Source organism: Streptomyces sp. CNQ329, assembly GCF_000482585.1.
Genome location: NZ_AXVU01000060.1, coordinates 1 through 26,619 on the forward strand (window position 1 = coordinate 1; position 26,619 = coordinate 26,619).

A 26,619-nucleotide genomic window follows, 5' to 3' on the forward strand; every position below is an offset into this window, starting at 1 on the left:
CAACTCGTCGAGGACGCGATCGTCTTCGTCAAGGGACGGCTCGACAAGCGGGAGGACGTGCCCCGGCTGGTCGCCATGGAACTCACCGTCCCCGACCTGTCCGACGTGTCCGCGAACGCGCCCGTGACGATCACGATTCCGACGGTCAAGGTCACTCCGCCGCTGGTGGAGAAGCTGGGCGAGGTGTTGTCGCAGCACCGCGGCGGCACGGAGGTACGCGTGAAGCTCCAGGGCTCCCGCACCACCACCGTGCTCCGCCTCGACCGCCACCGGGTGACGTCGGATCCGGCGCTCTTCGGCGACCTGAAGGCCCTGCTCGGGCCGTCCTGTCTGGCGGGCTGACGAGCGTGCCGCCGGGGCAGGGACTGCCCGCCCCGGCGGCCACGGCGGTGTGCGCGAGCGCGCTGGCCAGGGGCGCGCCCGCCGGGCCGCGCTCAGTTGTGGCCGAAGCGTTTCTCCTTGTGCTTCTGCGTCTTCTGGCTCCCCGAGACCGGGCTCACCGCCTCGCTGACCTGGTCGGGAGGCGGCCCGCCCGCCGAAGCCGCGGGGTCGCTCTGCACACCGCGTTCCTCCCGCGGGGCGGCGGCGCGTTCGTTCTGCCGGTTCCTGTTCCTTCGGCTCATGGCACTCACCGGTCCCCGAGCCCGGATCGCTGCTCCCAGTCGCCCGCGGGTGCTTCGGCCCGGGTGTCGTCCGGCGGTGCCCCGTCCAGGGGCTGCCGCCGGCCGCGGTTCGGTATACCTGCCGGTGACCCGGCGTACTTGTCCCGGTGGGAATGCTGTTGCGGCTTCTTCTCGCGGTTCTTGCGCTTACCCATCACTGATCCTTTTCAGGCGCGGTCCCCCGCGGAGAACACCTTCGCACGACCTGAGATACCTCGCATGTCGGATAATTACCGTGCGTAGTACGCGCTGTTCATGGCCGGGTACCGGTGTCCGCCACGCCGATGATCGGTGCCCTGCTGTTAACCACCCCTCAGTGGGGCAGACTCGAAGGCAACCCGACGTGAACTCCGCGGTACGGGGCCGGAACCGGCTGAGAAGAGGGTGAATCGTGGACCGCTGCGTCGTCCTGGTGGACGCCGGCTACCTGCTGGGCGCCGCCGCGAGCCTGCTCGCCGGAGAACCCGCCCGCTCCCGGATCACCGTCGACCACCCCGCCCTCATCCAGGGACTGCGGGACCAGGCCGAGGCCGACACCGGGCAGCGGCTGCTGCGCATCTACTGGTTCGACGGCGCCCCCGACCGCGTACCGCAGCCCGAACACCGGCGGCTGCGCGTGATGCCCCGCGTCACCGTACGCCTCGGCGCGCTCACCCGCAGCGACGGCCGCTGGGCGCAGAAGGGCGTCGATGCCGCGATGCACGCGGAGCTGACCGAGCTGGCCCGTAACCGCGCCTGCGCCGACGTCGTGCTCGTCACCGGCGACGGCGACCTGCTGCCGGGCATGATGTCCGCGAAGGAGCACGGCGTCGCCGTGCACCTGTGGGCGGTCCAGGCCGCCGACGGCGACTACAACCAGTCCGAGGACCTGGTCGCCGAGGCCGACGAGCGGCGCCTGCTCGACCGGGTCTGGATCACCCGCGCCGTGCAGGCCAAGGAGCTCACCGGCGTCTGCGCCCCCAGCCCCGTGCCGCGGCCCGAGATCGCGGCGATCCTCTCCGCCCCGCCCTCGGAGACCTCCGTCGCCGGCAAGCAGACCGTGGCCAACGGCACCGCGCAGGCCGCCCCGGTCACCGAACGGCGCCACCACGACGCCGGTGCGGCGCCCGACGACGTACCCGACGGCGAGGACGATGCCGGGGCCAAGGGCGGCGTACCCACCCCGAAGGACCTCGCGAGCCTGGGCCGCCCCGCCGTGCCCGAGGGCCGCCACGGGCAGCCCGTGGGCAACGCCACCCTGCGCTGGTCGTCCGACCGCGGCTGGGTGGAGCGGCCGGGCGCGGAGCCGCCCGACGTCGCCGGGCTGCCCACGCTCGCGCAGCTCACCACGGCGGAGCAGCGCTGGGCGGACCGCGAGGAGGACATCACCGTCATCGGCGGCGATCCGTTCGAGGTGGGGCAGGTCTTCGCGCGGCGCTGGATCGAGCGGCTGGCGGACCAGATGAAGCTGCGGCTGCTGGCCGGTCAGTACCCGCGTATCCCGCACCGCATCGACGGCGAGCTGCTGCGTTACGCCGCCCGCTTCGGGCTCCTCGCGCACAAGGACGACCAGATCGACGAGCGCGACCGGTACGCGATCCGGGCGGGGTTCTGGCGCGAGGTGGACGTCAGCTCCGCCGCCGAGCACGCGCAGGCGGCGGAGCCGGAGGCATAGCGGCCACGGGCCCGGCCGGGCGGCTCCGTACGGCACCGTGCCCGGCCCGGCGTACCAGCCGCGCCCCGTCCGCGTCAGCCCGTGGGCGAGCCCCACCCCTGCCAGCCGCCCGTGGGCGGCGGCGGGGCCTGCGGCTCGGGGTCGCGCGGTCCGAAGAGCCCGGTCAGCACCAGGTGCACGGCCATCGCCGCCCCCGGCCACGCCAGCAGCGCGCCCTTGGCCTTCAGCTCCAGCGGGGCGTCGAAGCCGCCGCCGTCGGCGATCTCCGTGGCCCGCTGCTCCACGTTCTGCGGCGGACCCAGCACGATGCCGAACCGCCAGGCCACCACCGACCCGATCAGCGAGCCCAGCGCGAGGCCCAGCACCAGCGGCAGCCCGCCGCGCCGCCGCCACAAGAACACCCCCAGCGCCGTCACCGCGCCGAAGGCCAGCCCCAGCAGCGCAAACGTGCCGTCGATGGAGATGGCGTCCTCGCTCTCGCTCTGCCTGAGCCATGCCTCGCCCCCGCGTACCACCAGCGGCACGCGCGGCGCGAGCCGCTCCCACAGGAAGCCCAGCAGCAGCCCCAGCGCCGCCACGCCGATCATGAGCAGGAACGCCTGCCACAGCTCCCCGGCGAGGTCGGTGTCGTCGCCCTTCGGCTTCCGGCCGCGCCGGCCGTCCGCCGCCGCGTCGTCGGCGCCGGACGCGCGCGGATAGTGCCAGGGGTTGTGCGCCGGCTGCTCGTTCGGCGGCTGCTCGTGCGGTGTCAGGGGAGCGGTCACCCCGTCATCGTGCCAGGGCCGGGCCCGCTGCCCGTAGCCAGGACGGTCGTTCGGAATGTCGCCATGACCGCCGGTGCTCACGAGCGCAGCGCCGCCCTGCGGTACGCCCACGTCGCCGCCGCCAGCGCGGGCACCCCGACGCCCGCGCAAACCCCCAGGTCGGCGAGGACCGCGGCCCAGTCGGGGCCCGGTGCGAAGGTCTCCATCAGCGCCTCCACGCCGTACGTGGACGGCAGCAGGTCGCGGGCGAAGGACACCGCCTCCGGCATCCGCTCCGCGGGCAGCACCCCGAGCAGCAGCGCCGCCGACATGCCGAGCTGGCCACAGAGGGTCGCCAGCTCCGGCCGCGGCGCCAGCAGCCCGAGCACCGCCCCGAGCCCGGCGAGCGCGGCCCCCGACAGCGGCACGACGGCCACGAGGATCCACAGGTGCGTCAGCGGCAGCTCGAAGAGGAGGCTGCCCGTCACGGCCGTGACGACGGTCCCGGGCACGGTGAAGGAGGCGTACGCGCCGGCCGCGCCGAGCACCACCGCGGCCGGTGGCACCGGGAGCGTCGCGTAGTGGTCGAGGCCGCCGGTCGCGCGCAACTGGCCGAAGTACTGGGCGAGCAGGTTCAGCGCCACGAACGCCACGATCAGCACCGTCGACCCGGCGACCACGGCGTGGGCCTCGGAGCTGCGGGCCTCGGCGTCGACCACGCCGCGCATGAGGACCATGATCCCGATGGACTGGAAGGTGGCGACGAACAGCAGCGGGAGCCGGGCCACCCGGGCGCGGGAGAGCTGCGCCCGGTAGACGGCGGCGAGGGCGGGAAGGAGCGGCACGGGGGGCGCGAGCGTGGCGGAGGCGGGCGCGGCCGGCCCCGGGGGTTCCGGGGGCGCGGCGGGCTCCGCGGGTTCGGCCGGTGCGGCGGCGGACGTGGCCGCGGGCCGGGGGGAGCCGTCGGCGGTCCCGGCGGCGACGTGCGCCGCGGGGGCTTCGTGCGCCGGGGCGGTCCCGTGCCCCTCGGCGGTCCCGTTCCCGGCCGGCGCCGCTCCCGCAGCCGACGGCCCGGAGCCGCCGGGCGGGGCCTGCGCGAGGCCGAGATGTCCGTCCGTCATGCCTTCACCAGCCCCTCGTCCCGCCCGCCGAGAGCCAGGTACACGTCTTCCAGACTCGGCGTCGTCAGCGTGAAGTCGTCCAGCGCGGCGAACGCGGGCCCGCCCGTGATCGCCGCGACCGCGGCGCGCGCGGCGTCCTGCGGCAGCCGCAGCGTCCAGCGCCGGCCCGTGCGGCGGGCGGTGCGGGCCAGCTCCGCGATCTGCGGCACGTCGAGCGGCGGCTCGTCGCGCCAGACCAGATCCACCCGGACCTCCCCGCCCACCAGGGCCTTCAGCCCGGCGGGGGAGTCGCAGGCGATGACCCGTCCGCGGTCGAGTACCGCGACCCGGTCGAGCACGGTCTCGGCCTCGACGACGTTGTGCGTGACGAGCAGCACCGTCGCGCCGCGCTCGGCCCGGCGCCGGTCGACCGCCGCCCACACGGCGCGGCGGGCCACCGGGTCCATGGCGGTGGTCGGCTCGTCCAGCACCAGCAGCGGGCGCTCGCCGACCAGCGCCGCCGCCACGCAGGCCAGCCGCCGCTCGCCGCCGGAGAGCCGGCGCAGCGGGCGGTCGGCGAGGCGGTCCAGGCCGAGTTCGCCGAGCACGGCGTCGCGCTCGGCGCGGGCCGCCGCGGCGGGCAGGCCGCGCAGCCGGGCGGTGGTCTCCGCAGCCAGCGCGACCGTCAGATCGTCGAGCGCGGTGGACTCCTGGCCGAGGTACGCCAGCAGCCGCGCGGCCAGCTCGGGGCGGCGTACGAGGTCGTGGCCGAAGAGCTCGATGCTGCCGGAGTCGGGCCGCAGCAGGCCCGTGAGCTGGCGTACGAGGGTGGATTTGCCGGCGCCGTTGGGGCCCAGGAGACCGAAGATCTCCCCGGCGTGGATGTCGAGGCCGACGCCGTCACAGGCCCGTACGGGCCCGGCGGGGGACGCGGCCGGCCCGGTGCCGGGGCCGCCTCCGCGCCACAGCCGCTTCGCGCGGGGAGCCGGATAGGTCTTCACGAGTGCGCGCACGGCACAGACCACCGCGCCCGGCGGGGTGGCGGTCCCGGCCGCGGCAGGACCCGCCGCTTCGCTGCGCGTACTCACGAACTACGAGGGTACGCGGTGCCGGACGGCACGGCCGCCGGGGGGAGGGCTGCGCGGAGCCTGGACGGATACGGGTCACTCCGGTATGACCTGGACATGTCGAAGAAGACGCGCAAGCGCAAGTGGCGTACCCGCAAGGGCAAGGCCAACCACGGCCGCCGGCCCGCCTAGCGGGGACCGCCCGCGCCCGGCGCCCGCGTCAGCGGCCGTCGCGCGCGATGGGCGCCACCACGGCGCCCGTCAGCTCCGCCAGCACCGTCGGCGACAGCTCCACCTCCAGCCCGCGCCGGCCCGCGGAGACGCAGACCGTCGGCCGTCCGGCGGCCGAGGAGTCCAGCACCGTCGGCAGCCGCTTGCGCTGGCCCAGGGGGGAGATGCCGCCGCGGACGTAGCCCGTGGTGCGCTCGGCGTGCGCCGGGTCCGCCATCACGGCCTTCTTGCCGCCGGCCGCCGCGGCCAGCGCCTTGAGGTCCAGCGCGCCGGAGACGGGCACGATCGCGACGGTCAGCGCGCCGTCGACCTCGGCGACCAGGGTCTTGAAGACCTGGCCCGGGTCGACGCCGAGCGCCTGCGCCGCCTCCTCGCCGTACGACGCGGCGGCGGGGTCGTGCGCGTACGCGTGCACGGTGAACGCGGCGCCGGCCTTGGTCAGCGCCACCGTGGCCGGAGTGGATCCGGTCTGCTTCTTCTTGGCCATGGGGAAGGGAACGCGGCTCAGTTGGGGCTCGTCGGGCTTCGCGTCAGGTCGACCGCGGGCAGCGACGGGAGCTTACCCAGCACCGCGCTCTCGCGCCGCAGGATTTTCAGCTCCGCCGACAGCCGCGCCGCCGTGTCCCGTGCCTGGAGGAGCTGCTGCTTCGACGGGGTGTCCAGCACCGCCGCCGCGGCGACGAGGTACGACAGCACCGAGGGCTCGTCCGGCAGCTCCGTGGCCGCGCCGAGGGAGCGTTCACGGGCGCCGGCGAGCCTCTTCTGGTACGTCCTGAAGGCCCGTACCACCGCCGCCGACAGCACGCCCGCGCCCTCGCCCGACCGCTCCGGCAGCGCCTCGACCTCACCGGTCAGATACTCGCCCGAGGTGTCGACCGACAGCAGCCGGAACCGGCGGGTGCCGGTGACCAGCACCTCGAACCCGCCGCTGTCCTTCTCCCGGATCGTCGCCGCGTCCGCGACGCAGCCGACGCCGTAGAGCGCCTGCATGGGGTCGGCGCCGAAGCCGGCCGCGGGGCCGCGCTCGGGCAGCGAGGTCTGATCCGGCAGGCCCGGCCCGGTGGGTGCGACCTCGCGGCCGTCCCGGATCGCCACCACACCGAACCGCCGCTCCGACTCGGGCAGCTTGCGCAGGACCCGCATCATCGCCCGGTACCTCTCCTCGAACACGTTCAAGGGCATGACGAGGCCCGGGAACAGCACCGCGTTCAGCGGGAAGAGGGGCAGGCGTGCGGTGGTCACAGGCGGATCCTAACGGTCCCGGCCGGTACCTCACTGGCGGCGCAGCGCACGGGAGACGCCGGCCGCCACCGTGGTGGCGAGCACCCAGCCGGCGAGCACGAGCACCGTGGCCGTCCACTGGTAATGCCCCGACTGGTGCCAGGCGTTGTCCTGCCCCAGGTCGATGACGGGCAGCAGCAGATCGAGCACGTAGAGCGGCGGGTTCCACTGGGGCCCCTCGCCGGGGCGCATGGCGCGCGGATCCTGCCGCGCGAAGTACAGCGAACCCAGCGCCCACAGCACCGCCATCCACACCACGGCGCGGGTGGGCCGGTAGCCGTACGCCACCGTCCAGTCCTGCAGCAGGCCCCACGCCTTGCCGGTCAGCGGCAGCGTCTCGCGCTGCCTGCGGTGCTTGGCGAGCATGACCTCGCGTGCGTCGTGGTCCTCGCCGGTGTTGCGCAGGACGGCGGCCAGCAGCTCGTACGGCTCGGGGGAGAACTCCGGGGTGGCGGCCTCCACCCACTCCAGCCGGTGCACCAGGGGGAAGGCGCCGACGGGTATGAGGTGCTCGTAGAAGAAGCCCGCCATCGCCAGCCGGCCGGGTCCCGGCCAGCTCGTGTACTTGTCGCGGAGGTTGACGACCCGGGCGCCGGACAGCACGACCTTGCCGCCCTCCGGCTCACGCCCCATGAACCGCAGCTCCGGCGTCTGGATCCGGCGCATGGACATCTCCTGCTCCGGGTCCATCACGAAACGCGCCCCGTCGAGGTCGACGGAGTCGCCGAAGCGCCCGTCGTCCAGCCGCAGCCCGCCGTGGCACTCGAAGCGCTGCATCCGCGTGCCCCGCGGCGGGGTGTGGCCGCTGATGCCGTACGGGGGCGTGGCCGTGCCCGTCGCGGCTTCGGGAACCGCCGCCGGGCCCATGTGCAGCGAGCGTTCCACGGTGAGCTGCGGCGCGTTGAGCGCGCGCTTGCCGTACGGGTTGCGCAGGACGCTGCCGCTCAGGTTCAGCGAGACGCCGATGGTCGCGCTGCGGATCCGCAGCTCGCCGTGCGCCTGCAGCAGATCGGCCTGGAGGTCCTGACCGACGGTGATGCCGTCGGCGGCGATCGCCACGCCGCGCCGGTCACGGCCCACGGTGAGCTGGCTGAGCAGCAGGTCCGTGCCTATGTGCGCGTCGGTCAGCCGGATGCCGCCGTCCACGGTGCAGCGGGGCATGTGCAGATCGCCGCTGGTGGTCAGCCGGGCGGCCTCCAGCCGCGGGACCGAGCACTCCACCAGGCGCAGCGTGGCGAAGGAGCACTCGGGCAGCAGCATCTCGTTCTCGAAGCGGCAGTTGCGCAGCTCCACGTACGGATCGACGCGGCCGCCGGAGAGGTCGAGCGTGCCGGTGACGAACGCGCCGGCCAGCTTGAGCGAGGTCACCCGGCCGGGACGGGCCGGCGGGCCGTGCAACAGCAGCCGGGCGAGTAAGGAGGCGCGCACGCTGCGCTCCGGCCCCCAGACGTGCAGCCCCGCCGGGTCGTTCTGCCCGGGGTCGCGCGAACGCAGATCGTATGTCGCTCCTTCCTGGAAGGCATGCCACAGCCCTCGCTCCGTCTCCGAAAGGTCCTCGGGCGCCTCCGCCCGGTCGTGCTGTACAGCGGTCAACGACACGCTCCCCTGCTCTGCCCGCGTCCGTCCCGTACGGCTCTGATTCCCCTCGGGGCGGCACACTGAACGCTAGTACCACGTACTGACAGTGACGATTTTGCGGTCCAGCCTGTGGACAGCCCGGCCGGGTGGCCGGGCCGTCTGAGAGACTTGGACCCGTGATCTCCCGAATCGATCTGCGCGGCTCCGCCGCCGCTTACGATGCAGGCGGCGGCATCGACCGCGACCTGCTGCCCCGTGCCGAGCTGGACGTCGAGGCCGCCCTGGAGAAGGTGCGTCCGCTGTGCGAGGACGTCCGCCATCGCGGCACGGCGGCGGTGATCGAGATCACAGAGCGTTTCGACGGCGTGACGCTGGAGCGGCTGCGGGTGCCCGCGGAGGCCCTCACGCGCGCGCTGGCCGAGCTGGACCCGAAGGTGCGTGCCGCGCTGGAGGAGTCGATCCGCCGCGCCCGCATCGTCCACCGCGAGCAGCGCCGGAGCGACACCGCGGTGCGCGTCGTCCCCGGCGGGACGGTCACGGAGCGCTGGCTGCCCGTCGCGCGCGTCGGGCTGTACGTGCCGGGCGGCCAGGCCGTGTACCCGTCGTCCGTGGTGATGAACGTGGTGCCGGCCCAGGAGGCGGGCGTGCCGTCGCTGGCCGTCTCCTCGCCCCCGCAGAAGGACGTGCCGAACTCGTGGGGCGCCGGCCTGCCGCACCCGACGATTCTCGCCGCCTGCGCGCTGCTCGGCGTGGAGGAGGTGTACGCCGCGGGGGGCGCGCAGGCCGTCGCCATGTTCGCGTACGGGACCGGGGAGTGCGCCCCCGCCGACCTGGTCACCGGCCCGGGGAACGTGTACGTGGCCGCTGCCAAGCGCCTGTTGAAGGGCCGTATCGGCATCGACGCCGAGGCCGGCCCCACCGAGATCGCCATCCTCGCCGACGACACCGCCGACCCGGCGCACGTCGCCGCGGACCTCATCAGCCAGGCCGAGCACGACGAGCTGGCCGCCGCCGTCCTCGTCACGCCCTCCGAGCGGCTCGCCGAGGCCGTCGAGGCCGAGCTGAAGACGCAGGTGGCCGCGACCCGGCACGTCGAGCGGGTCAGCGCCGCGCTGGCCGGGCGGCAGTCCGGCATCGTGCTCGTGGACGACCTGGAGGCCGGCCTGCGCGTCGTCGACGCCTACGCCGCCGAGCACTTGGAGATCCAGACCGCCGACGCCGCCGCGCTCGCCGCCCGGGTGCGCAACGCCGGCGCGATCTTCGTCGGCCCGTACGCCCCGGTCTCCCTGGGGGACTACTGCGCCGGCTCCAACCACGTGCTGCCCACCGGCGGCTGCGCCTGCCACTCCTCGGGCCTGTCCGTGCAGTCCTTCCTCAAGGGCATCCACGTCGTGGACTACACGCGCGACGCCCTCGCCGAGGTCACCGCCCACGTGGTCAGCCTCGCGGAGGCCGAGGACCTGCCCGCCCACGGGGCCGCGCTGAAGGCCAGGTTCGACTGGAAGGTGCCGCAGCCGTGACCGCGATCGACGACCTGCCCGTCCGCGACGAGCTGCGCGGCACGTCCCCGTACGGCGCGCCCCAGCTCGACGTGCCGGTCCGGCTGAACACCAACGAGAACCCCTACCCGCTGCCCGGGCCCCTGGTCCGGCGCATCGCCGAGCGCGTCACCGAGGCCGCCCGCGACCTCAACCGCTACCCCGACCGGGACGCGGTCGAGCTGCGCACCGAGCTGGCCCGCTACCTGTCGCGTACCGCGGGACACGAGGTGGGCACCGCGAACGTCTGGGCGGCCAACGGCTCCAACGAGGTCATCCAGCAACTGCTGCAGACCTTCGGCGGTCCCGGCCGCACGGCCATCGGCTTCGAGCCGTCGTACTCGATGCACGCCCTCATCTCCCGCGGCACCGGCACCGGCTGGCTCTCCGGCCCCCGGCGCGAGGACTTCACCATCGACGTCGGGGCCGCCGAGCGCGCCATCGCCGAGCACCGCCCCGACGTGGTGTTCGTCTGTTCGCCGAACAACCCCACCGGCACCGCGGTCGAACGTGAGACCGTCCTGCGGCTGTACGACGCCGCGCAGGCCGCGGGTCCCTCGATGCTCGTGGTGGACGAGGCGTACGGCGAGTTCAGCCACCGCCCGTCGCTGTTGCCGCTGATCGAGGGCCGCCCCCGGCTCGTCCTCACCCGCACGATGTCCAAGGCGTTCGGCGCCGCCGGCCTGCGGCTGGGCTATCTCGCCGCCGACCCCGCCGTGGTCGACGCGGTCCAGCTCGTCCGGCTGCCGTACCACCTGTCCGCCGTCACCCAGGCCACCGCACTCGCCGCCCTGGAGCACACCGATACCCTGCTGCAGTACGTCGAACAGCTCAAGCAGGAGCGGGACCGGCTGGTGTCGGAGCTGACCGTGCTCGGCTGCGAGGTCACCGAGTCCGACGCCAACTTCGTCCAGTTCGGCCGTTTCCCCGACGCGCACGCCGCGTGGGAGCGGCTGCTGGATGCGGGCGTGCTGGTCCGGGACAACGGCGTGCCCGGTTTCCTGCGCGTCAGCACAGGCACACCGGCGGAGAACGACGCGTTCCTCGATGCGGTGCGCGCGCTGAAGAAGGAGAACAACTCATGACCCGCGTGGGCCGCGTCGAGCGCACCACAAAGGAGACCTCGGTCGTCGTCGAGCTGGACCTCGACGGCCGCGGCGAGGTCTCCGTGTCGACGGGCGTCGGCTTCTTCGACCACATGCTCGACCAGTTGGGCCGCCACGGCCTGTTCGACCTCACCGTCAAGACCGAGGGCGACCTGCACATCGACAGCCACCACACCATGGAGGACACCGCGCTGGCCCTGGGCGCCGCCTTCCGGCAGGCCCTCGGCGACAAGCGCGGCATCGTCCGGTTCGCCGACGCCTCCGTGCCGCTGGACGAGTCGCTGGCCCAGGTCACCGTGGACCTCTCCGGCCGCCCGTACCTGGTGCACACCGAGCCCGAGGGCATGGCCCCGATGATCGGCGCCGACTACGACACGACGATGACCCGGCACATCCTGGAGTCGTTCGTCGCCCAGGCGCAGATCGCGCTGCACGTCCACGTGCCCTACGGGCGCAACGCGCACCACATTGTGGAGTGCCAGTTCAAGGCGCTGGCCCGCGCGCTGCGCCTGGCCGCCGAGATCGACCCCCGGCAGACCGGTATCCCGTCGACCAAGGGCGCCCTGTCATGAACGGCCTGTCGATTCTGCTGATCTTCGTGGGGCTCTTCCTGCTCGGCGGCGTCATCTCCTTCGTCAAGCAGGGCCAGTCGAAGAACGTGGTCGCCGTGCTCGCCATCGGCGCCGCGATGGCGCTGGCCGCCGGCATCCTGCGGCTGGGGGTGTGAGGTTGAGCGACCGCGCCGCGTCCACCGCCTCCGCCGGCCCCGCCGCCGCGGCGGCGCCGGCCGCCGTGCCCGCCGCCCGCGGGGGCGAGGGGCGGGGCGGGCGCAAGAGCGTCGTCGTCTTCGACTACGGCTTCGGCAACGTCCGCTCGGCCGAGCGCGCCGTCGCCCGCGCCGGCGCCGAGGTGGAGATCACCGGTGACTACGACCGCGCGATGGCCGCCGACGGCCTGCTGGTGCCCGGCGTCGGCGCCTTCGCCGCCTGCATGGGCGGGCTGAAGGAGGCCCGCGGCGACTGGGTCGTCGAGCGCCGGCTCGCCGGCGGCCGGCCCGTGCTGGGCATCTGCGTCGGCATGCAGATCCTCTTCGAGCAGGGCGTCGAACACGGCGTGCGGACCGACGGCATGGGCGAGTGGCCCGGCACGGTCGAGGCGCTCCAGGCCGGCGTCGTGCCCCACATGGGCTGGAACACCGTCGAGATCGCGGCCGGCTCCCGCATGTTCGCGGGCATCGACCCGGCGGAGCGCTTCTATTTCGTCCACTCCTACGCCGCCCGCCGCTGGGAGCTGGAGGTGCACAACCCGCGCATCGACCCGCCCGCCGTCACCTGGAGCACCCACGGTGAGCCGTTCGTCGCCGCCGTCGAGAACGGGCCTCTGTGGGCCGCCCAGTTCCACCCCGAGAAGTCCGGCGACGCCGGTGCCCTGCTCCTCAAGAACTGGATCGAGACCCTCTGATGACGCCGCCCCGTGAGATGACCACCGCCCTGGAGCTGCTGCCCGCCGTCGACGTCCGGGACGGCCAGGCCGTACGCCTCGTGCACGGCGAGTCCGGCACCGAGACCGGCTACGGCGACCCGCTGGAGGCCGCCCTCACCTGGCAGCGCGCCGGCGCGGAGTGGCTGCACCTCGTCGACCTCGACGCGGCCTTCGGCACCGGCGACAACCGCGCGCGGATCGGCGAGGTCGTCCGCTCGATGGACATCAAGGTCGAGCTGTCCGGCGGCATCCGGGACGACGCGTCCCTGGCCGCCGCCCTGGACACCGGCTGCACCCGCGTCAACCTCGGCACCGCCGCCCTGGAGTCGCCCGCATGGGTCGCCGGCGTGATCGCCGAGCACGGCGACCGCATCGCCGTCGGCCTCGACGTCCGCGGCACCACGCTGCGCGGTCGCGGCTGGACCCGGGACGGCGGCGACCTGTTCGAGACGCTGGCGCGCCTCGACGCCGAGGGCTGCGCGCGCTACGTGGTCACCGACATCAACAAGGACGGCACGCTCCAGGGCCCCAACCTGCAACTGCTGCGCGACGTCTGCGCCGCCACCGACCGGCCGGTCGTCGCCTCCGGGGGTGTCTCCTCTCTCGACGACCTGCGGGCCATCGCCTCGCTGGTCCCGGAGGGGGTCGAGGGTGCCATCGTCGGGAAGGCGCTCTACGCGAAGGCGTTCACCATGGAAGAGGCGTTGGAGGCGGTGTCCTGATGGCCGGTGGCGGTGTACGCCGTATCTCGTCCGGTGCCCCCTGGGAGGAGGAGTTCGGCTACTCACGGGCGGTGGAGCTGCCCAACGGGCTCGTGCTGGTGGCCGGCTGCACCTCCGTCGTGGACGGCGTGGTCGTCGGCGAGGGGGATCCGCACACCCAGGCCATGACCGCCTTCGGCGTCGCGTTCGAGGCGCTGAAGAGGGTCGGCCTGGAGCGCGAGGACGTCGTGCGGACCCGGATGTTCCTCACCCACGCCCGTGACGTGGAGGCGGTCGGCGGTGCGCACAAGGAGCTGTTCGACGCCATCCGCCCCGTCGCATCGCTGATCATCGTCTCCGGTTTCGTCGACTCGCGGCTGGTCGTCGAGGTCGAGGTCGAGGCGTACCGCCCGGGCGGCTCCGGGGAGGCGGCCGGCGCATGACCCTGGCGGTACGTGTCATCCCCTGCCTCGACGTGGACGGCGGCCGGGTCGTCAAGGGCGTCAACTTCCAGAATCTGCGTGACGCCGGCGACCCCGTCGAGATGGCGAAGGTGTACGACGCGGAGGGCGCCGACGAGCTGACGTTCCTCGACATCACCGCGTCCTCCGGCGACCGCGAGACGACGTACGAGATGGTGCGCCGCACCGCGGAGCAGGTCTTCATCCCGCTCACGGTCGGCGGCGGCGTGCGCACGGTCGCCGACGTGGACCGGCTGCTGCGCGCCGGCGCCGACAAGGTCGGCGTCAACACCGCGGCGATCGCCCGGCCGGAGCTGATCAGCGAGATCGCCGAGCGCTTCGGCAGCCAGGTGCTGGTGCTCTCCGCGGACGCGCGGCGCTGCGGCGACGGCGTCGCGACCCCCTCGGGCTTCGAGGTCACGACCCACGGCGGGCGGCGCGGCACCGGCATCGACGCCGTCGGGTGGGCGCGGCGGGCCGCGGAGCTGGGCGCGGGGGAGATCCTGCTCAACTCGATGGACGCCGACGGCACCAAGGACGGCTACGACACGGAGATGATCGCCGCCGTACGCAAGCAGGTGACGATCCCCGTCGTCGCCAGCGGCGGTGCGGGCCGCCTCGACCACTTCGCCCCGGCGATCGACGCGGGCGCGGACGCGGTGCTGGCGGCCTCGGTGTTCCACTTCGGGGAGCTGCGCATCGGCGAGGTCAAGGAGAGCCTGCGTGCGGCCGGCTGCGCGGTGCGGAGCACGCCGGCGACGGGCTGAGCGGGACCTGCCGCCGCCGGCTCAGCCGGCGTGCAGGACCCGGAACCGGCTCGGTTCCGCCGGATCCCGGTCGGCGACCTGGACCGGCGGCCAGGCCCACTGCCACACGCCGAGCCCCGGCACGCGCGAGAACCGGATCGGGCCGCGGGTCCCGTCGACCGCGACGTCCTCCCAGGCGGGGGTACGGGCCCCGTCCGCGCCCCGGCGCCGCAGCAGGTCGGCGAGGACCGCGACCGTGTCGTAGCCCTCGAACGCGACGAACGAGGGCGCCCCGGCGAGCCGTTCGCGCAGCGCCGAGGCGACCCGTACGCCCAGGGGCGGGAGCCGTTCGGGCAGATAGCGCAGGAACGGCACCCCCGCGCCCTCGGCGCCCAGCAGCTCCGCCCATCCGGCGAACTCCGGCTGCCCGGCCGGTGCGCCGATCAGCAGCCCGGCGAGGCGCGGGTCGCGGCGCACGGACTTCACCAGCGGCACCGCGGGCTCCGGGTGGCCGACGAGCAGCAGCAGGGCGGTCGCACCGCTGTCGGCGAGCACGTCGCACAGGGCCGCGGGGGTGAGCGCACCCACGTCCAGCTCGGCCACGGTGCCGCCGCGCGGGGCGAGGGCGTCGTGCAGGATCCGGGTTCCGGACGCCCAGTACACGCTCGGCTGGGCCGCCACGGCGAGGCGGCGGTGGCCCGCGCCCAGGAGGAAGTCCGCGTAGAGCCGCCAGCCGTGGGACTGCGCCGGGGCGATCCGCGCTATGCCGTCCGCGGGCTGCTCGGTCAGCGCGTCCAGGACCGCGGACGAGCACAGGAACGGCACGCCGAGGGCGGCGGCGCGGGCGGCGGCGGAGCGGGCGACGACGCTGTGGTACTCGCCGGCCAGCGCGGCGACGCCCCTCCCGGCCAGTTCATCGACGGCCCGCGCGGCTCGCTGCGGATCGGCGGCGGTGTCCCGTACCACCAGCTCCAGGGGGCGGCCGGCGATGCCGCCCGCGTCGTTGACCTCGCGGGCGGCGAGTTCGAGCCCGGCGACCAGATGCCGGCCGGCCTCGGCCCAGCCGGGCGGGGTGAGCGGGGCGAGGGCGCCGATCCGTACGGGCGCGTCCCGCCGCGCCGGGTGCGCATCGGTGATCATGGCGGCCATTGCACAGGCCGACGGGCCGGGCGGCAACCGATTATCCACCCAGGGGCCCGCTCACCGCGGCGCGCGCCACCACCGTGCCCTTCAGCGCCGCCACCAGCCGGTCCACCTGCCGCAGCGACGCCGCGAGCACCGCGTCCGGGTCCGGCGCGTGCGCCACCGCCATCGCGCACTCGCACAGGGCACCGAAGACCACCGAGGCCATCGCGTCCAACTCCACCGCCGGCACCGCGTTCTCGCCGTCGGCGTGAACGGCCTGCTCCAGTCCGCGCCGCGTCATCGCCCGGCAGTCCGCCTGTACCTCGCGCATCACCGCCCAGCCCAGCGCCCCCGGCGCGTCGAGCAGGGTGATCCGCTGGGTGCCGGGCTCGATGGAGCCGGTGAGGAACGCCCGCTGGCCCGCGCGCAGCCCGTCCCACGGGTCCGGGCACGCGCGGAAGGCGTCGGCGATGGCGTCGCGCAGCCGGTGCTGCTCGGCCTCGTAGACGGCGCGGAAGACGGTCTGCTTGTTGCGGAAGTGGTGGTAGAGCGCGCCCTTGGTGATACCCGCCCGGGCGCAGATCGCGTCGAGGGACGCGGCGGCGTAGCCGTCCCGGGCGAAGTGCAGGCGGGCGGCGCCCACCAGGTCCTTCGTCGTCGTCGCGGTGCGCTCCTGCTGCGTTCTGCGCGTCTTCATGCGCGCATTGTAGGCGGGTTTACCCTGTACATACGTACTCCCGGTATGTAACTCTGCGGGGGCCGGCCGTGACGAGAACCGTGACGCGCACAGCGAGAGAGGGGCGTACGCCCATGACCACCACCGCAGTCGTCGTCGACGCCGTCCGTACGGCCTCCGGCAAGGGCAAGCCCGGCGGCGCCCTGTCCGGCGTCCACTCCGTCGATCTCCTGGCCGAGGTGCTGCGCGCGCTCGCCGACCGCAACGGCCTCGACCCCGCGCTCCTCGACGACGTCATCGCCGGCTGCGTCACCCAGGCCGCCGACCAGTCGTTCAACGTCGCCCGCAACGCCGTGCTCGCCGCCGGCTTCCCCGAGTCCGTCCCGGGCACCACCGTCGACCGGCAGTGCGGCTCCTCGCAGCAGGCCGCCCACTTCGCGGCGCAGGGGGTGATGGCCGGGGCGTACGACATCGCCGTGGCCGCCGGCGTCGAGTCGATGAGCCGGGTACCGATGGGCACGGCCGTCGTGGGCCGGGACCCCTTCGGCGACCGGCTCGCCGCCCGCTACCCCGGCGGGCTGATCGCCCAGGGCCACTCCGCGGAGCTGATCGCGGCGCGGTGGGGACTGGGGCGTACGGAGCTGGACGCCTTCTCGGAGCGCTCGCACCGGCTGGCGGTACGGGCGTGGGAGGCCGGCGTCTTCGACGCGGACGTCGTGCCCGTGGGGGAGCACCGCAGGGACGAGACCGTACGGCCGTCGACGACCCTGGACGGGCTCGCCGCGCTCAAGCCGTCCTTCTACGACCCGGCCGTCGCCGAGCGCTTCCCCGAGATCGGCTGGCACCTCACGCCCGGCAACTCCTCGCCCCTCACGGACGGCGCGTCCGCGGTGCTGATCACGAGCGAGGAGCGGGCGGAGGAGCTGGACCTCAGGCCGCGGGCGCGGTTCCACTCCTTCGCGGTGACGGGCGACGACCCGGTGCTGATGCTGATGGGCGTCGTACCGGCGACCCGGAAGGTGCTGGCGAAGGCGGGGCTCACGATCGACGACATCGACGCCTTCGAGGTGAACGAAGCCTTCGCGCCGGTGCCGCTGGCGTGGCAGCGCGACGTGGGCGCCGACCCGGAGCGGGTCAACGTCCACGGCGGCGCGATCGCCCTGGGTCACGCGCTGGGCGCGTCGGGAACGCGGCTGCTGGGCACGCTGCTCGGCGCGCTGGACGCGGTGGACGGCCGCTACGGCCTGCAGGTGATGTGCGAGGCGGGCGGCCTGGCGAACGCGACGATCGTGGAACGGCTCCGCTGACCCGCTGCGCGGAGCGCGGCGGACCGGCGGGTGCGGTGGCGCGTCGGCGAGCGGGCGCCGCGGTGACCCGTGCGGTCGGGTGCCGCGGAATGACCGAGCCGGTCGCCCGGACCGCGCGGGGAGCTGCCGGGTCTCCGGCGGGGGCTCGGCGACCGGCGCCCAGCCCTCCGCGCTGCACCCGGCGGCGCGGGGAGCGCCTTCGGCGACCCACCCGCGCCGGTGACGCCATGCGGCCACATGCGGTAGCGGAGTGATCCGGTGACCGCGGTGCGAAGATCCCCTCTTCCCAGCGCAGCCCCGCGGGGCGTCCGGCCCTTCGGGCCGGCCGCCGGCGGGGACGTGCCGCTCTCCTCCGGGCTCGCCGCTAGGCGCCCAGCGCTTCCGCCGTGCGCAGCACTCCCGCCGCCTCCTCGTCGCGGCCCTGGCGCTGGAGCGTACGGCCCAGCATCAGGTGCGCGTAGTGCTCGACCGGGTCGCGGTCGAGGACCGCGCGCAGTTCCGTCTCGGCCCGGGTCAGTTGCGCCGAGTGGTAGTACGACCGGGCCAGCAGCAGCCGGGGCGCGACCTGCTCGGGGTGCTCCGCGACCACCGTGGCCAGCAGCTTCGCCGCCCCCACGTAGTCCTTCGCCTCGAAGAGCGTCCCGGCCTGCTCCCAGCGGGACGCCGCGTCCGCCGCCTCGGCGCCCGCGAAGAGGTTCAGCGCGTCGCTCCACCGGCTCGCGGCGGGCTCACCGTCCGGGCCGAAGGCGTTGAAGCCCCGGAACTCCTCGCTCATGTCACTCCTCCCGGCTCTCCGGCCGCAACGCGGCCAGTTGCTGCTCGAACGGAACCACCTGCTCGGGCCCGCCGGCCGGCGGGCGCGACTGCCGGCCGTGCATCAGCTCGGCCAGCTCGCCCGCCGCCCGGGCGATCCGCGTGGGCAGGGTGTCGGTCAGCGGGTCGCCGCTGCCGCCCCAGTCGTCCGCCGCCGCGTACACCGCGGTGGGCACGACGACGGACCGCAGGTAGGCGAAGAGCGGGCGCATCGCGTGCTCCAGCACCAGCGAGTGCCGCGCCGTCCCGCCGGTCGCCGCGACCAGCACCGGCTTCCCGGCCAGCGCGCCGTCGTCCGCCGCTCCGATCACGTCGAAGAACGACTTGAACAGTCCGCTGTACGACGCGGAGAAGACCGGTGTCACGGCGATCAGGCCGTCGGCGCCCGTGACCGCGTCGATCGCCTTGGCGAGGTCCGCGGACGGGAAGCCGGTGACGGTGTTGTGGGCGATGTCCGCCGCCAGGTCACGCAGCTCGACCACGTGCACGTCGATCTGCCGGTCGTCGTCGGCCGGCTGCCGCCGTACCGCCTCGGCCAGCCGGTCGGCGAGCAGCCGGGTGGACGAGGGCACGCTCAGCCCGGCCGAGACCACGGTCAGCTTCAGCGCGGTCACTTCGCCACCTCCTGCTTCTCACTCTGCTCGGCGTCGGCTGCCGCCGCCACGCGGGCCGCGTGGGTCGGCGCCTCCGGCACGTCCGCCGGCCGGTTCTTCGCGAACTCCTCGCGCAGCACCGGCACGACCTCCTCGCCGAGCATGTCCATCTGCTCCAGGACGGTCTTCAGGGGCAGGCCCGCGTGGTCGACAAGGAAGAGCTGGCGCTGGTAGTCACCGAAGGACTCGCGGAACGTCAGCGTCTTGTCGATGACCTCCTGCGGGCTGCCCACGGTCAGCGGCGTCTGCTCGGTGAAGTCCTCCAGCGAAGGCCCGTGCCCGTACACCGGCGCGTTGTCGAAGTACGGCCGGAACTCCCGCACCGCGTCCTGCGAGTTCTTCCGCATGAACACCTGGCCGCCGAGGCCGACGATCGCCTGCTCGGGCGTGCCGTGGCCGTAGTGCGCGTAGCGCGTGCGGTACAGCTCGATCAGCCGCTGGAAGTGCTCCTTCGGCCAGAAGATGTTGTTGGCGAAGAAGCCGTCACCGTAGTACGCGGCCTGCTCGGCGATCTCCGGCGAGCGGATGGAGCCGTGCCAGACGAAGGGCGGCACGCCGTCCAGCGGGCGCGGTGTGGAGGTGAAGCCCTGCAGCGGGGTGCGGAACCTGCCCTCCCAGTCCACCACGTCCTCGCGCCACAGCCGGTGCAGCAGCGCGTAGTTCTCCACGGCCAGCGGGATGCCCTGCCGGATGTCCTGGCCGAACCAGGGATAGACGGGGCCGGTGTTGCCCCGGCCCATCATCACGTCCACCCGGCCGTCGGCCAGGTGCTGGAGCATCGCGAAGTCCTCGGCGATCTTCACCGGGTCGTTCGTGGTGATCAGCGTGGTGGACGTGGACAGGATCAGCCGCTCCGTCCGCGCCGCGACCCAGCCCAGCATGGTGGTGGGCGAGGAGGGGACGAAGGGAGGGTTGTGGTGTTCGCCCGTGGCGAAGACGTCGAGCCCGACCTCCTCGGCCTTGAGCGCGAGGGCGGTCATCGACGTGATCCGCTCGTGCTCGCTCGGCACCCGACCCGTGGTGGGGTCCTGGGTCACGTCGCCCACACTGAAGATCCCGAACTGCACCGGACTCACCCTCTCCGTGGTTGAAAGCTCAATCACACCGGAGAACGTGTGCCCGCGCAACCCTATTCCCCCGCCGGGTCCAAGCAGGTCGGAGCCCCGGTACGGGTCCGCGCGGGGTCAGGGACAAAAGGACCCGTACCGGGGGGTGGGGGGGTGGGCCGGGCCCGGCCTCCCGCACCGGGCCCGGCCGGTGCGGGGGCCGCTGCCCGGGGCGGTCGGGCAGCGGCTCGGGACGGCCGGCCGGCCACCCCGGGGTGGGAGAGCCGGCCGGCCGCCCGGGAGGACGGATCGGCGCCGGCCGGCTCTCCGTGTCAGGCGGACGGGAACAGCTCGGCGTACACCGCGAAGGCGATCGCCAGCCCTGCCTGCGCCCAGAACCGGTGGTACGTGAACTCCGGCGCCGGCCCGCCGTCCAGGTGGGCCTGGATCTTCTCCCAGTCCGGGTCGTCGCGGTACCACGAGCGCAGCCCGATGAACGTCACGCCCGGCTCGATCGTGTCGCCGTTCGGCATGGTCCCCGACCATCCGTTGGGGATGTACACCTCGTCCTCGAAGCGCCCGTAGTCGGCGCGCGTCTCCGGCACCGCGATGCCGAGGGAGTCGGTGTTCGCGGCCAGCGCGTCCAGCAGCCGCTTGGCCAGGTCGGCCGTCGCGCTGTCGCCGGCCTTCGCCGCGTAGTACGTCAGCGTCTTGGCCAGCGCCGACGCGACGCCCACGTCCGTGCCGTACTCGGCGACCGAGACGTGCAGCCCGGAGTTGTCGCCGGGGTTGTCCGGGTCCCAGGTGTCCGGGGCGCCGTCCCAGGACAGCGTGGCCGGGATGCTGAACGTGCCGTCGGACTCCGCGGTGATCTCCGGCGTGACCCAGGCCACCCACTTCTCCAGCAGTTCCTGCGCCGTCGTGTTGCCGGAGGTGTAGTACAGCTCCGCGACCCGCTCCATGCCCCAGCACTGCATGCCGAACCAGTTGTTGCTGGGCGGGTCGTGGTAGACGGGCTGCCAGTCGTAGGCCATGCCGTAGAAGGTGGGCGTGCCCGCCGGCGGGGTGCCGTACTGGCCTTCCCAGCTGTTGGTGCAGCCGCCGGCGATCCCGCCCTCCGGGGACTGCAGCCAGCGCAGGAACTCAAGCTGCCGGGTCAGGCTCGTCGACCAGTCGCTCTTCGCGGTGGAGCCCTTGGGGGTCAGCGCGGGGACGGTGGACAGCGCCCAGGCCGCGAACGGGTTCTGGTAGCCCTGGTGGGCGGCGCCGTCGCCGATGCGCCAGGCCCAGCCGCCGCCGCCCCCGCCCGCTGCCCCGCCCCAGGCGTAGTACCAGGACAGCAGGTAGTGCTGGGAGTCCCGGCCGCTGCCCGCGGCACAGCCCGTCGGGCTGGTGCAGTCACCGATCTTCTTGAAGTACTTGTCGAACATCGCGTACCGCAGGTAGTCGCCCATCTTCGCGGCACGCTGCACCGAGGCGGAGATCTGACCCTCGTTGCCCTGCTCGGTGGCCCAGGTCAGCGCCCAGTAGGCGGCCTGCACGGCGCGTGCGTCGGCGTCGGGCGCGTTGGTGTACTTCCACTGCTTGGCGTACGAGGCGTCCCCCACGAAGAGGTCGAGGTAGCCGTTGGGGCCGCCGAACTCGAAGAGGTCGGTCGTCGGCTGGGGAACCGTCTCCCAGACCGACTCCTCCGCGCCGCGCTGGTAGCTGTTGATGTACGACGGGCCTTCGCCGGGGCCGTTCTGGCCGCCGGTGCCCGGGGTGTTGCCGTAGCCGTAGGTGTTGTCGACGTCGAGCAGCCAGTGCATCCCGTAGATGTCCATCGTCCCGTACGCGGACGCCAGTTCGGCTGCCAGCGGGTCCTGGCCGACCGATACGGACTGGTCGAGCTGGGAGGGGTACTCCGAGACGTCGGGGTGCTCGGGCGCGTACGTCGCGGGCGAACTGGGGTTGTACGAGTCGTTCGTGGGCTGGTCGGCCTGGGTGGGGATGATGTACTGCTCGGTCTTCTCCCAGGCTTCGTTGAACGGGCCCCAGTCGCCGGTGACCCTGCCGTACGCGGCCTCCAGCCACATCCAGTAGCTGAACGCCTCGGACGTCGTCTCGTGCCCGTGGTCGGGCGCCTCGACGAGCAGGGTCTCCACGCTGTGGTACGGGATGCCGTCAGGGCTGAAGTACCCGTTGGCGGGGTCCTTGATCTTCTCGTACTGGGCGAGGAAAAGGTCGTCGTACGGACCCTGCGGGGCCGCCGCCGCCGTCTTCTCGGGGGCCGTGCCGGCCCTGGCGACGGTGGGCGCTGCGACGGCCGACGCGAGGGCGGCGCCGCCGGCCGCGGCGGTGAACCGCCGGCGGGACAGTGACTTGGACATGGGGGGATCTCCTCGGGGAGCCCGCGGGCACGCGGCCCGGCGGGAGGGTGGAGGGAGTCAGGGGTGCGCGGCTGCGGGCGTGGGGGGTGACGAACCCGGGGCCGGGCGGACCGCACGGGACGGCTGGTGGCCGTGAAGGGCCGGTGGATGCCCGGTGGCGGCCGTCCCGGGGGCCGCCACCGGGCCGCTCCGCCGCCGGGATCCGGCGGCCGGCGGCGGAGGGTGGGGGGAACTCGCGTGCGCTAGCTCACCGGCGGGTTGGCGTTGGCGATCAGCTCTTCGAACTGAGCCTGGAACCAGTAGCCGGAGGTCGGCGCGTCGGGAAGGGCGCCCGACATGTTGTACTGGTTGCGCGCGTTGCCCTCGTAGGTCGGGTCGCACATCCGGTCGAAGCCCTTGTCGTCGTCCGGAATCTCCTCGCTGGCGCCGTCCGACTCACCCGGAGGCTTGATCCAGGCGTAGGCGTGGATGCTCGGCGCGGGCGAAGCGGTCGGCCGCTCACCGAGACCGGCACCGGACTGGTTGCACCAGTTGCCGAGGTGGATCCGGCGGTCGGTGCGGCTGTCGTTGACGTAGTCCTCAGCGGGCCCGTTGATGTCGCCGGGGCCGGTGGGCCGGTCGGGGCCGCCCCAGCCGTTGCGCGAGGTGTCGATGATCGCGCCCATGCCGGACGGGAACCCGGCCGCGGGCGCGGCTTCCTCCACGAACGCCTGCGCGAACGACTGCTCGTCCACGTAGCGGTTCCAGTCCACCCACGAGCTGTGCCCCTCGCGGATGGGACCGTCGCTCGCCCGGTCGTCGATCGAGAAGTACGGCTCCTCGGTGGCGCCGTAGTTCGCGGTGTTGGCGGCGAAGCCGGTGACGTCCTCGGGCGAGGCGCCCTCGGCGTTGGCGGCCTCGTACAGCAGGTCGGCGCTCGCCTGGAAGTTGTCGTCCCAGCCGATCCAGCCGTGGTGGCCGATGTCGATGTAGTTGTAGACGTTGCCGTTGTCGCCGAGCGTGCCCAGGTTGTAGCCCACGCCCTTGACGTAGTTGCCGTTGGCCTTCATCTCGTCGCACTCGGGCGTCGCGGTTTCCCGGCTGCCGACGTTGGTGACGAGGTTGGGCAGGGAGTCGATCTCGACGATGTTGATGATCTTGAGGTCGTCGTACGCCGAGTCGTCGATGATGGCGTCGATCTCGTCGATGAACTCGGTCTTGTACCGGTCGATCTCGTCCGGGCCCAGCTCGCCCCGGGAGGCGAGCGCCGCGCAGTCCCGGCCGGGCAGGTTGTACGTGACGATCTGGATCGCGTCGGCGCCCTGGGCCAGCGCCTCGTCCATGTGCTCACGCAGGCCCATGTTGTTCGAGCCGTCGGAGCCGCTCGTGATCGCCCCGATGCTGTCCAGCCACACGGCGGTGGGGGTGTCGGCGATGGCCGCCCCGCCGCCCTCGGTGGCGGCGGCCGACCAGTCGGGGTTCACGTAGAGCTGGCTGCCCTCGTACGGATTGTCGCCGGGCGCCGCGACTTCGGCCGCCGCGGGAGGCGCGGACAGCGAGTAGGCGAGCAGTGTGCCTGTTGCCGCCAGCGCCGCGGCGCTGACCCCGGTGACACGTAGACGTGACTTTCTCATGCGGCTCTCCTTCCACGCCCCTGCCGGGCGTTGGAGGTGGGGGGTTGCGGGGGGATGTGCATGGCGGGCACTACCGGGAGCACGCGATTACTGACGAGTACATGTCAATAAATGACCTTCCTGCCGCGCGTCCCGAGCGGTGGTGTGTGAAGGGTGGGAGCGCTCCCATATCGCGCTGCGAGGCTAACAGCTCAAAGAAGTGTTGTGAAGGGCCCGCCCACAAGGACACCCGTCTTCACTGTTCGTAGGCGCGAAACGGGCAGGTGGGACATGGCGGTTCAGCGCCATGTCCCACCAAGTGGCCGCATCTGAGGGGCATCCGTCTCCGCCGCCGCGCCGTCCCCGTGGCCGCCGTCTCCGCCGTCCTGGGCGCCCGCGAGTCCCCGGTGCCGGCACCGGCGCGCGCTACGCGCCCTGCCGCGCCCCGATCTCCGCGACCAGCCGTTCCGCCACCGGCGCCGCGACCCCGTGCGCCCCGGCGCCGCGCAGCAGCGCGCCCCCGATGGCGTCGAGTTCGAGAGGGCGGCCCGCCTCCGCGTCGCGGAGCATCGAGGACTTCGTACGGGCCGGAAAGGTGTCGTACATCGTCGCGACCGCATCCGCGTCCACCCGCGCCCCGCACGCCCTCGCGACGGCGGCGGTCTCCGCGAGCAGCGCCAGCATCTCGTCCCGGTGCTCGGTCCGGACACCGCCGACGGGCAGGCGGTGGCGGGTGGTGAGCAGCGCCATCGGCGCGAGGAAGGCCATCTTCGTCCACAGGACGCTCGCCTCGTCCCCGAGCACCTGCGTCTCGGCGCCGGCGTCGGCCAGCACCCGCGCCGCCGCCTCCAGCCGCTCGCGCGGCGCCGTCGAGGAGGCGAGCGAGACCTTGGTGAACGGGCTGCCGTGCTCGATCAGCCCCGGCCCGACCCGGGTGGATTCCACGGTGATCGTGCCCGCGGCGACCTGCTCGGGCCGGTAGCGCTCGCGCAGCACCGCCATGTGGTCGACGCCGTTGAGGAGCGGCACCACGAGCCCGTCACCCAGCGCCGCGGGCGGCACCCGCTCCAGCGCGGCCTCGAAGGCAGTGGCCTTGACGGCGACGATGCACAGGTCCACGGGCCCGCGCAGCTCGGTGTCCCCCGCCACGTGGGTGGCGAAATCACCGAACTGCCTGCTGTTGACCCTGATTCCGTCCGCCTGGAGCGCGCCGGCGGTCGCGGCGCCGGCCAGACAGGTCACCCGGTGCCCACCCCGGGCCAGCAGCCCGGCGAGCAGCCCGCCGACCCCGCCGGGGCCGAGCACGGCAGCGTTAATCGAGTCCATGCGGAGCAGTAAAGGCCAGTTCACCGAGCACGTCCACTCCGCTCGCGGCCACCGCCGCGGCTCCGCCGCCCCCCGCGCGACCGCGCCCGCTCGCCGCCTTCCGCCGGCCGGCCGCATTGATCAAGCGCGCACGAACGCTCCTCCCGGCCTGCGATGATCGGCTGGACCTGAAGGGATGAACTCAAGGGGCAGCGTGATTGTTCTGATACTGGTCGGCGTCCTGGCGCTTGTTCTCGGCGGGTGCGCGTGTGTGGTGTGGGCGGAACGCGGCGGCCCTCGCTGGGTCCGTGCCGTAGCGGCCACGACGCTCGCCGCAGGCAGCCTGGTGCGCCTCTCGGCGAAGAACTCCCGCCGGGGCACGCACAGCACCGGCAGCGACGACTAGCGGTGCATGGGCCGCGGTTGCGCCACCTGTTTGCCCGCCGCTCCGGGCCCGCTCACTTGTCGGCGACGGGGCGCGCCGACGCGGACGCCCAGAAGGAACCCGCGTCCGGCCCGCTGGACTTGCCGAAGGACGAGTCCGAAAAGCCCGGCCCGGGCTCCTCCCCGTCGTCTGGTCGGTGAACGGTGACACGGTCACCGTCGAGTGGCAGAGCGGCACCTCCCAGGAACTCACCCGCCAGTAGGGAGAGTCCCGTTCTTCACGTCGGCGATGAACGCCGACCAGGCGTCGGTCGTGAAGGTGAGGGCGTGCCCGTCCGGGTCCTTCGAGTCCCGGACGGGCACGATGCCGGTCGCGGCGAACCCGGGCGCCCACTCGACACAGTTGCCCCCGTCACCGTTGCTGTGACTGGACTTGATCCAACGGGCGCGGGACAGGTCAGGGATGGTGCTCATGGGGAAGCGCCTCCATTGCGGATCGGATCACCGCCGCCGAATCTCGTGGCGACAGGGCATAGCCCCTGAGCAGATCGTACGCCCGGCGCCGCTTTCGAGCGCCTCCGCGCGTCTCGATCAAGTGACCGGTCGTGATGCCCTCTTCGCAGGCCCTGGGGGAGCGCCGGGGCCTGGGGGGAGCGCCGGTGCCGGTGGCCGGTGCCGGGGGGTCCGTCGTTCGCCCGGAACCGTGCGTCCCCGCATGCCCGCCCAAGGGTATGCGCCTGCTCTGACAGTGGGCCCGGGTCGTCGGTGTCGGCGGCTGGCCGGCGTGGTGGGTGGGGCGGGTGCGGGGGTACGCGCCGGGCGGAACGGTGGTTCGCCGAGCGGGCCGGTGTACGGGGGTACGTGCCGGGGTGGGCGGTGGTGCGTGGGGCATCCGGCTCGGTGGGGTCCGTGTCGGGGTGGGGCGGTGTCGTGGGGGCTCCCCCCGGGCCACCCCGCTTGTTGATTGTCGGGCCTGCGTCCGGCGTCAAGGGCGCCCCC

30 protein-coding genes are annotated in these 26,619 nt (G+C 73.7%); 13 read left to right on the forward strand and 17 right to left on the reverse strand.

Annotated features, from left to right (window positions below; all coding sequences use genetic code 11):
* Window positions 1-342: hypothetical protein (locus I003_RS33395; RefSeq protein ID WP_037721871.1), on the forward strand; the 342-nt coding region annotated here is incomplete at its 5' end.
* Window positions 343-434: 92 nt separating this feature from the next.
* Here I003_RS33395 and I003_RS0127065 read toward each other — a convergent pair.
* A complete protein-coding gene (locus I003_RS0127065; protein WP_027774362.1) occupies window positions 435-623 on the reverse strand; it encodes a hypothetical protein in 189 nt (62 codons plus the stop codon).
* A 5-nt stretch (window positions 624-628) separates the two neighbouring features.
* Entirely contained in the window at window positions 629-817 is a 189-nt protein-coding gene (locus I003_RS0127070; protein ID WP_027774363.1) for a hypothetical protein, read from the reverse strand.
* Between the two features lie 236 nt (window positions 818-1,053).
* On the opposite strand from I003_RS0127070, the gene I003_RS0127075 reads away from it, so the two are divergent.
* A complete protein-coding gene (locus tag I003_RS0127075; RefSeq protein WP_027774364.1) occupies window positions 1,054-2,316 on the forward strand; it encodes an NYN domain-containing protein in 1,263 nt (420 codons plus the stop codon).
* A gap of 74 nt (window positions 2,317-2,390) precedes the next feature.
* On the opposite strand, the gene I003_RS0127080 is transcribed toward I003_RS0127075, so the two are convergent.
* The 3 genes from I003_RS0127080 to I003_RS0127090 all read right to left on the reverse strand — a co-directional run bounded on the left by I003_RS0127080 (window position 2,391) and on the right by I003_RS0127090 (window position 5,172).
* Window positions 2,391-3,080 carry a hypothetical protein gene (locus I003_RS0127080; protein ID WP_027774365.1) on the reverse strand — a complete coding sequence of 230 codons (690 nt, stop codon included), beginning with the start codon at window positions 3,078-3,080 and terminating at the stop codon, window positions 2,391-2,393.
* Window positions 3,081-3,157: 77 nt separating this feature from the next.
* Window positions 3,158-4,180: an ABC transporter permease gene (locus I003_RS0127085; protein ID WP_027774366.1), complete on the reverse strand. Its 1,023-nt coding sequence runs from the start codon at window positions 4,178-4,180 to the stop codon at window positions 3,158-3,160.
* Window positions 4,177-5,172 (reverse strand): ABC transporter ATP-binding protein, encoded by a 996-nt coding sequence (locus I003_RS0127090; RefSeq protein ID WP_027774367.1) that lies wholly within the window; start codon window positions 5,170-5,172, stop codon window positions 4,177-4,179. The genes I003_RS0127085 and I003_RS0127090 overlap by 4 nt, the downstream gene beginning before the upstream one ends.
* Before the next feature lie 93 nt (window positions 5,173-5,265).
* On the opposite strand from I003_RS0127090, the gene I003_RS36220 reads away from it, so the two are divergent.
* Entirely contained in the window at window positions 5,266-5,418 is a 153-nt protein-coding gene (locus I003_RS36220) for a hypothetical protein (RefSeq protein ID WP_158689024.1), read from the forward strand.
* 28 nt (window positions 5,419-5,446) lie between these two features.
* Here I003_RS36220 and ybaK read toward each other — a convergent pair whose 3' ends face one another.
* The 3 genes from ybaK to I003_RS0127110 are packed head-to-tail and all read right to left on the reverse strand — an operon-like array spanning window position 5,447 to window position 8,331.
* Window positions 5,447-5,944 (reverse strand): Cys-tRNA(Pro) deacylase, encoded by a 498-nt coding sequence (ybaK, locus tag I003_RS0127100; protein WP_027774368.1) that lies wholly within the window; start codon window positions 5,942-5,944, stop codon window positions 5,447-5,449.
* Between the two features lie 17 nt (window positions 5,945-5,961).
* Window positions 5,962-6,699, reverse strand: coding sequence for an LON peptidase substrate-binding domain-containing protein (locus tag I003_RS0127105; protein ID WP_027774369.1), 738 nt, complete (start codon window positions 6,697-6,699; stop codon window positions 5,962-5,964).
* A 30-nt stretch (window positions 6,700-6,729) separates the two neighbouring features.
* Window positions 6,730-8,331, reverse strand: coding sequence for a hypothetical protein (locus I003_RS0127110; protein WP_027774370.1), 1,602 nt, complete (start codon window positions 8,329-8,331; stop codon window positions 6,730-6,732).
* A 161-nt stretch (window positions 8,332-8,492) separates the two neighbouring features.
* Between I003_RS0127110 and hisD the strand changes: the two genes are divergently transcribed.
* From hisD to hisF, 8 genes are all read left to right on the forward strand, one after another.
* Entirely contained in the window at window positions 8,493-9,836 is a 1,344-nt protein-coding gene (gene hisD, locus I003_RS0127115; protein WP_027774371.1) for a histidinol dehydrogenase, read from the forward strand.
* Window positions 9,833-10,939, forward strand: a complete 1,107-nt coding sequence (locus I003_RS0127120; protein WP_027774372.1) for a histidinol-phosphate transaminase — start codon at window positions 9,833-9,835, stop codon at window positions 10,937-10,939. The genes hisD and I003_RS0127120 overlap by 4 nt, the downstream gene beginning before the upstream one ends.
* Window positions 10,936-11,532 (forward strand): imidazoleglycerol-phosphate dehydratase HisB, encoded by a 597-nt coding sequence (gene hisB / locus I003_RS0127125; protein ID WP_027774373.1) that lies wholly within the window; start codon window positions 10,936-10,938, stop codon window positions 11,530-11,532. The genes I003_RS0127120 and hisB overlap by 4 nt, the downstream gene beginning before the upstream one ends.
* Window positions 11,529-11,687 carry a hypothetical protein gene (locus tag I003_RS36560; RefSeq protein WP_027774374.1) on the forward strand — a complete coding sequence of 53 codons (159 nt, stop codon included), beginning with the start codon at window positions 11,529-11,531 and terminating at the stop codon, window positions 11,685-11,687. Before hisB ends, I003_RS36560 begins: the two co-directional genes overlap by 4 nt.
* 65 nt (window positions 11,688-11,752) lie before the next feature.
* Entirely contained in the window at window positions 11,753-12,421 is a 669-nt protein-coding gene (gene hisH / locus I003_RS0127135; protein WP_051368533.1) for an imidazole glycerol phosphate synthase subunit HisH, read from the forward strand.
* Window positions 12,421-13,164, forward strand: a complete 744-nt coding sequence (gene priA / locus I003_RS0127140; protein ID WP_027774376.1) for a bifunctional 1-(5-phosphoribosyl)-5-((5-phosphoribosylamino)methylideneamino)imidazole-4-carboxamide isomerase/phosphoribosylanthranilate isomerase PriA — start codon at window positions 12,421-12,423, stop codon at window positions 13,162-13,164. Before hisH ends, priA begins: the two co-directional genes overlap by 1 nt.
* Window positions 13,164-13,586 (forward strand): Rid family hydrolase, encoded by a 423-nt coding sequence (locus tag I003_RS0127145; RefSeq protein WP_027774377.1) that lies wholly within the window; start codon window positions 13,164-13,166, stop codon window positions 13,584-13,586. Before priA ends, I003_RS0127145 begins: the two co-directional genes overlap by 1 nt.
* Complete coding sequence (hisF, locus tag I003_RS0127150; RefSeq protein ID WP_027774378.1) at window positions 13,583-14,371, forward strand: imidazole glycerol phosphate synthase subunit HisF; 789 nt, start codon at window positions 13,583-13,585, stop codon at window positions 14,369-14,371. The genes I003_RS0127145 and hisF overlap by 4 nt, the downstream gene beginning before the upstream one ends.
* A 21-nt stretch (window positions 14,372-14,392) precedes the next feature.
* Here hisF and I003_RS0127155 read toward each other — a convergent pair whose 3' ends face one another.
* Together I003_RS0127155 and I003_RS0127160 are read right to left on the reverse strand one after the other, a co-directional pair.
* Window positions 14,393-15,499, reverse strand: a complete 1,107-nt coding sequence (locus I003_RS0127155; protein WP_027774379.1) for an ABC transporter substrate-binding protein — start codon at window positions 15,497-15,499, stop codon at window positions 14,393-14,395.
* 31 nt (window positions 15,500-15,530) lie between these two features.
* Window positions 15,531-16,172 carry a TetR family transcriptional regulator gene (locus I003_RS0127160; protein WP_027774380.1) on the reverse strand — a complete coding sequence of 214 codons (642 nt, stop codon included), beginning with the start codon at window positions 16,170-16,172 and terminating at the stop codon, window positions 15,531-15,533.
* Window positions 16,173-16,285: 113 nt separating this feature from the next.
* On the opposite strand from I003_RS0127160, the gene I003_RS0127170 reads away from it, so the two are divergent.
* Entirely contained in the window at window positions 16,286-17,458 is a 1,173-nt protein-coding gene (locus I003_RS0127170) for a thiolase family protein (protein ID WP_027774381.1), read from the forward strand.
* A 364-nt stretch (window positions 17,459-17,822) separates the two neighbouring features.
* On the opposite strand, the gene I003_RS0127175 is transcribed toward I003_RS0127170, so the two are convergent.
* The 6 genes from I003_RS0127175 to I003_RS0127200 form a co-directional block, all read right to left on the reverse strand.
* A complete protein-coding gene (locus tag I003_RS0127175) occupies window positions 17,823-18,233 on the reverse strand; it encodes a tetratricopeptide repeat protein (protein ID WP_027774382.1) in 411 nt (136 codons plus the stop codon).
* Between the two features lies 1 nt (window position 18,234).
* Window positions 18,235-18,885, reverse strand: a complete 651-nt coding sequence (locus tag I003_RS0127180; protein ID WP_027774383.1) for an FMN reductase — start codon at window positions 18,883-18,885, stop codon at window positions 18,235-18,237.
* Window positions 18,882-19,991, reverse strand: a complete 1,110-nt coding sequence (locus I003_RS0127185; protein WP_027774384.1) for an LLM class flavin-dependent oxidoreductase — start codon at window positions 19,989-19,991, stop codon at window positions 18,882-18,884. Before I003_RS0127185 ends, I003_RS0127180 begins: the two co-directional genes overlap by 4 nt.
* 311 nt (window positions 19,992-20,302) lie before the next feature.
* Window positions 20,303-22,339: a glycoside hydrolase family 48 protein gene (locus I003_RS0127190; RefSeq protein WP_027774385.1), complete on the reverse strand. Its 2,037-nt coding sequence runs from the start codon at window positions 22,337-22,339 to the stop codon at window positions 20,303-20,305.
* Between the two features lie 242 nt (window positions 22,340-22,581).
* Complete coding sequence (locus I003_RS33400) at window positions 22,582-23,952, reverse strand: glycoside hydrolase family 6 protein (RefSeq protein ID WP_051368531.1); 1,371 nt, start codon at window positions 23,950-23,952, stop codon at window positions 22,582-22,584.
* Between the two features lie 405 nt (window positions 23,953-24,357).
* Window positions 24,358-25,248: a 2-dehydropantoate 2-reductase gene (locus tag I003_RS0127200; protein WP_027774386.1), complete on the reverse strand. Its 891-nt coding sequence runs from the start codon at window positions 25,246-25,248 to the stop codon at window positions 24,358-24,360.
* Window positions 25,249-25,450: 202 nt separating this feature from the next.
* Between I003_RS0127200 and I003_RS35220 the strand changes: the two genes are divergently transcribed.
* The gene (locus I003_RS35220; RefSeq protein WP_486584406.1) at window positions 25,451-25,642 is read left to right on the forward strand and encodes a hypothetical protein; all 192 of its coding nucleotides are present in this window, start codon (window positions 25,451-25,453) and stop codon (window positions 25,640-25,642) included.
* Window positions 25,643-25,869: 227 nt separating this feature from the next.
* Here I003_RS35220 and I003_RS0127205 read toward each other — a convergent pair whose 3' ends face one another.
* Complete coding sequence (locus I003_RS0127205; protein WP_027774387.1) at window positions 25,870-26,094, reverse strand: DUF397 domain-containing protein; 225 nt, start codon at window positions 26,092-26,094, stop codon at window positions 25,870-25,872.
* Window positions 26,095-26,619 lie beyond the last annotated feature (525 nt).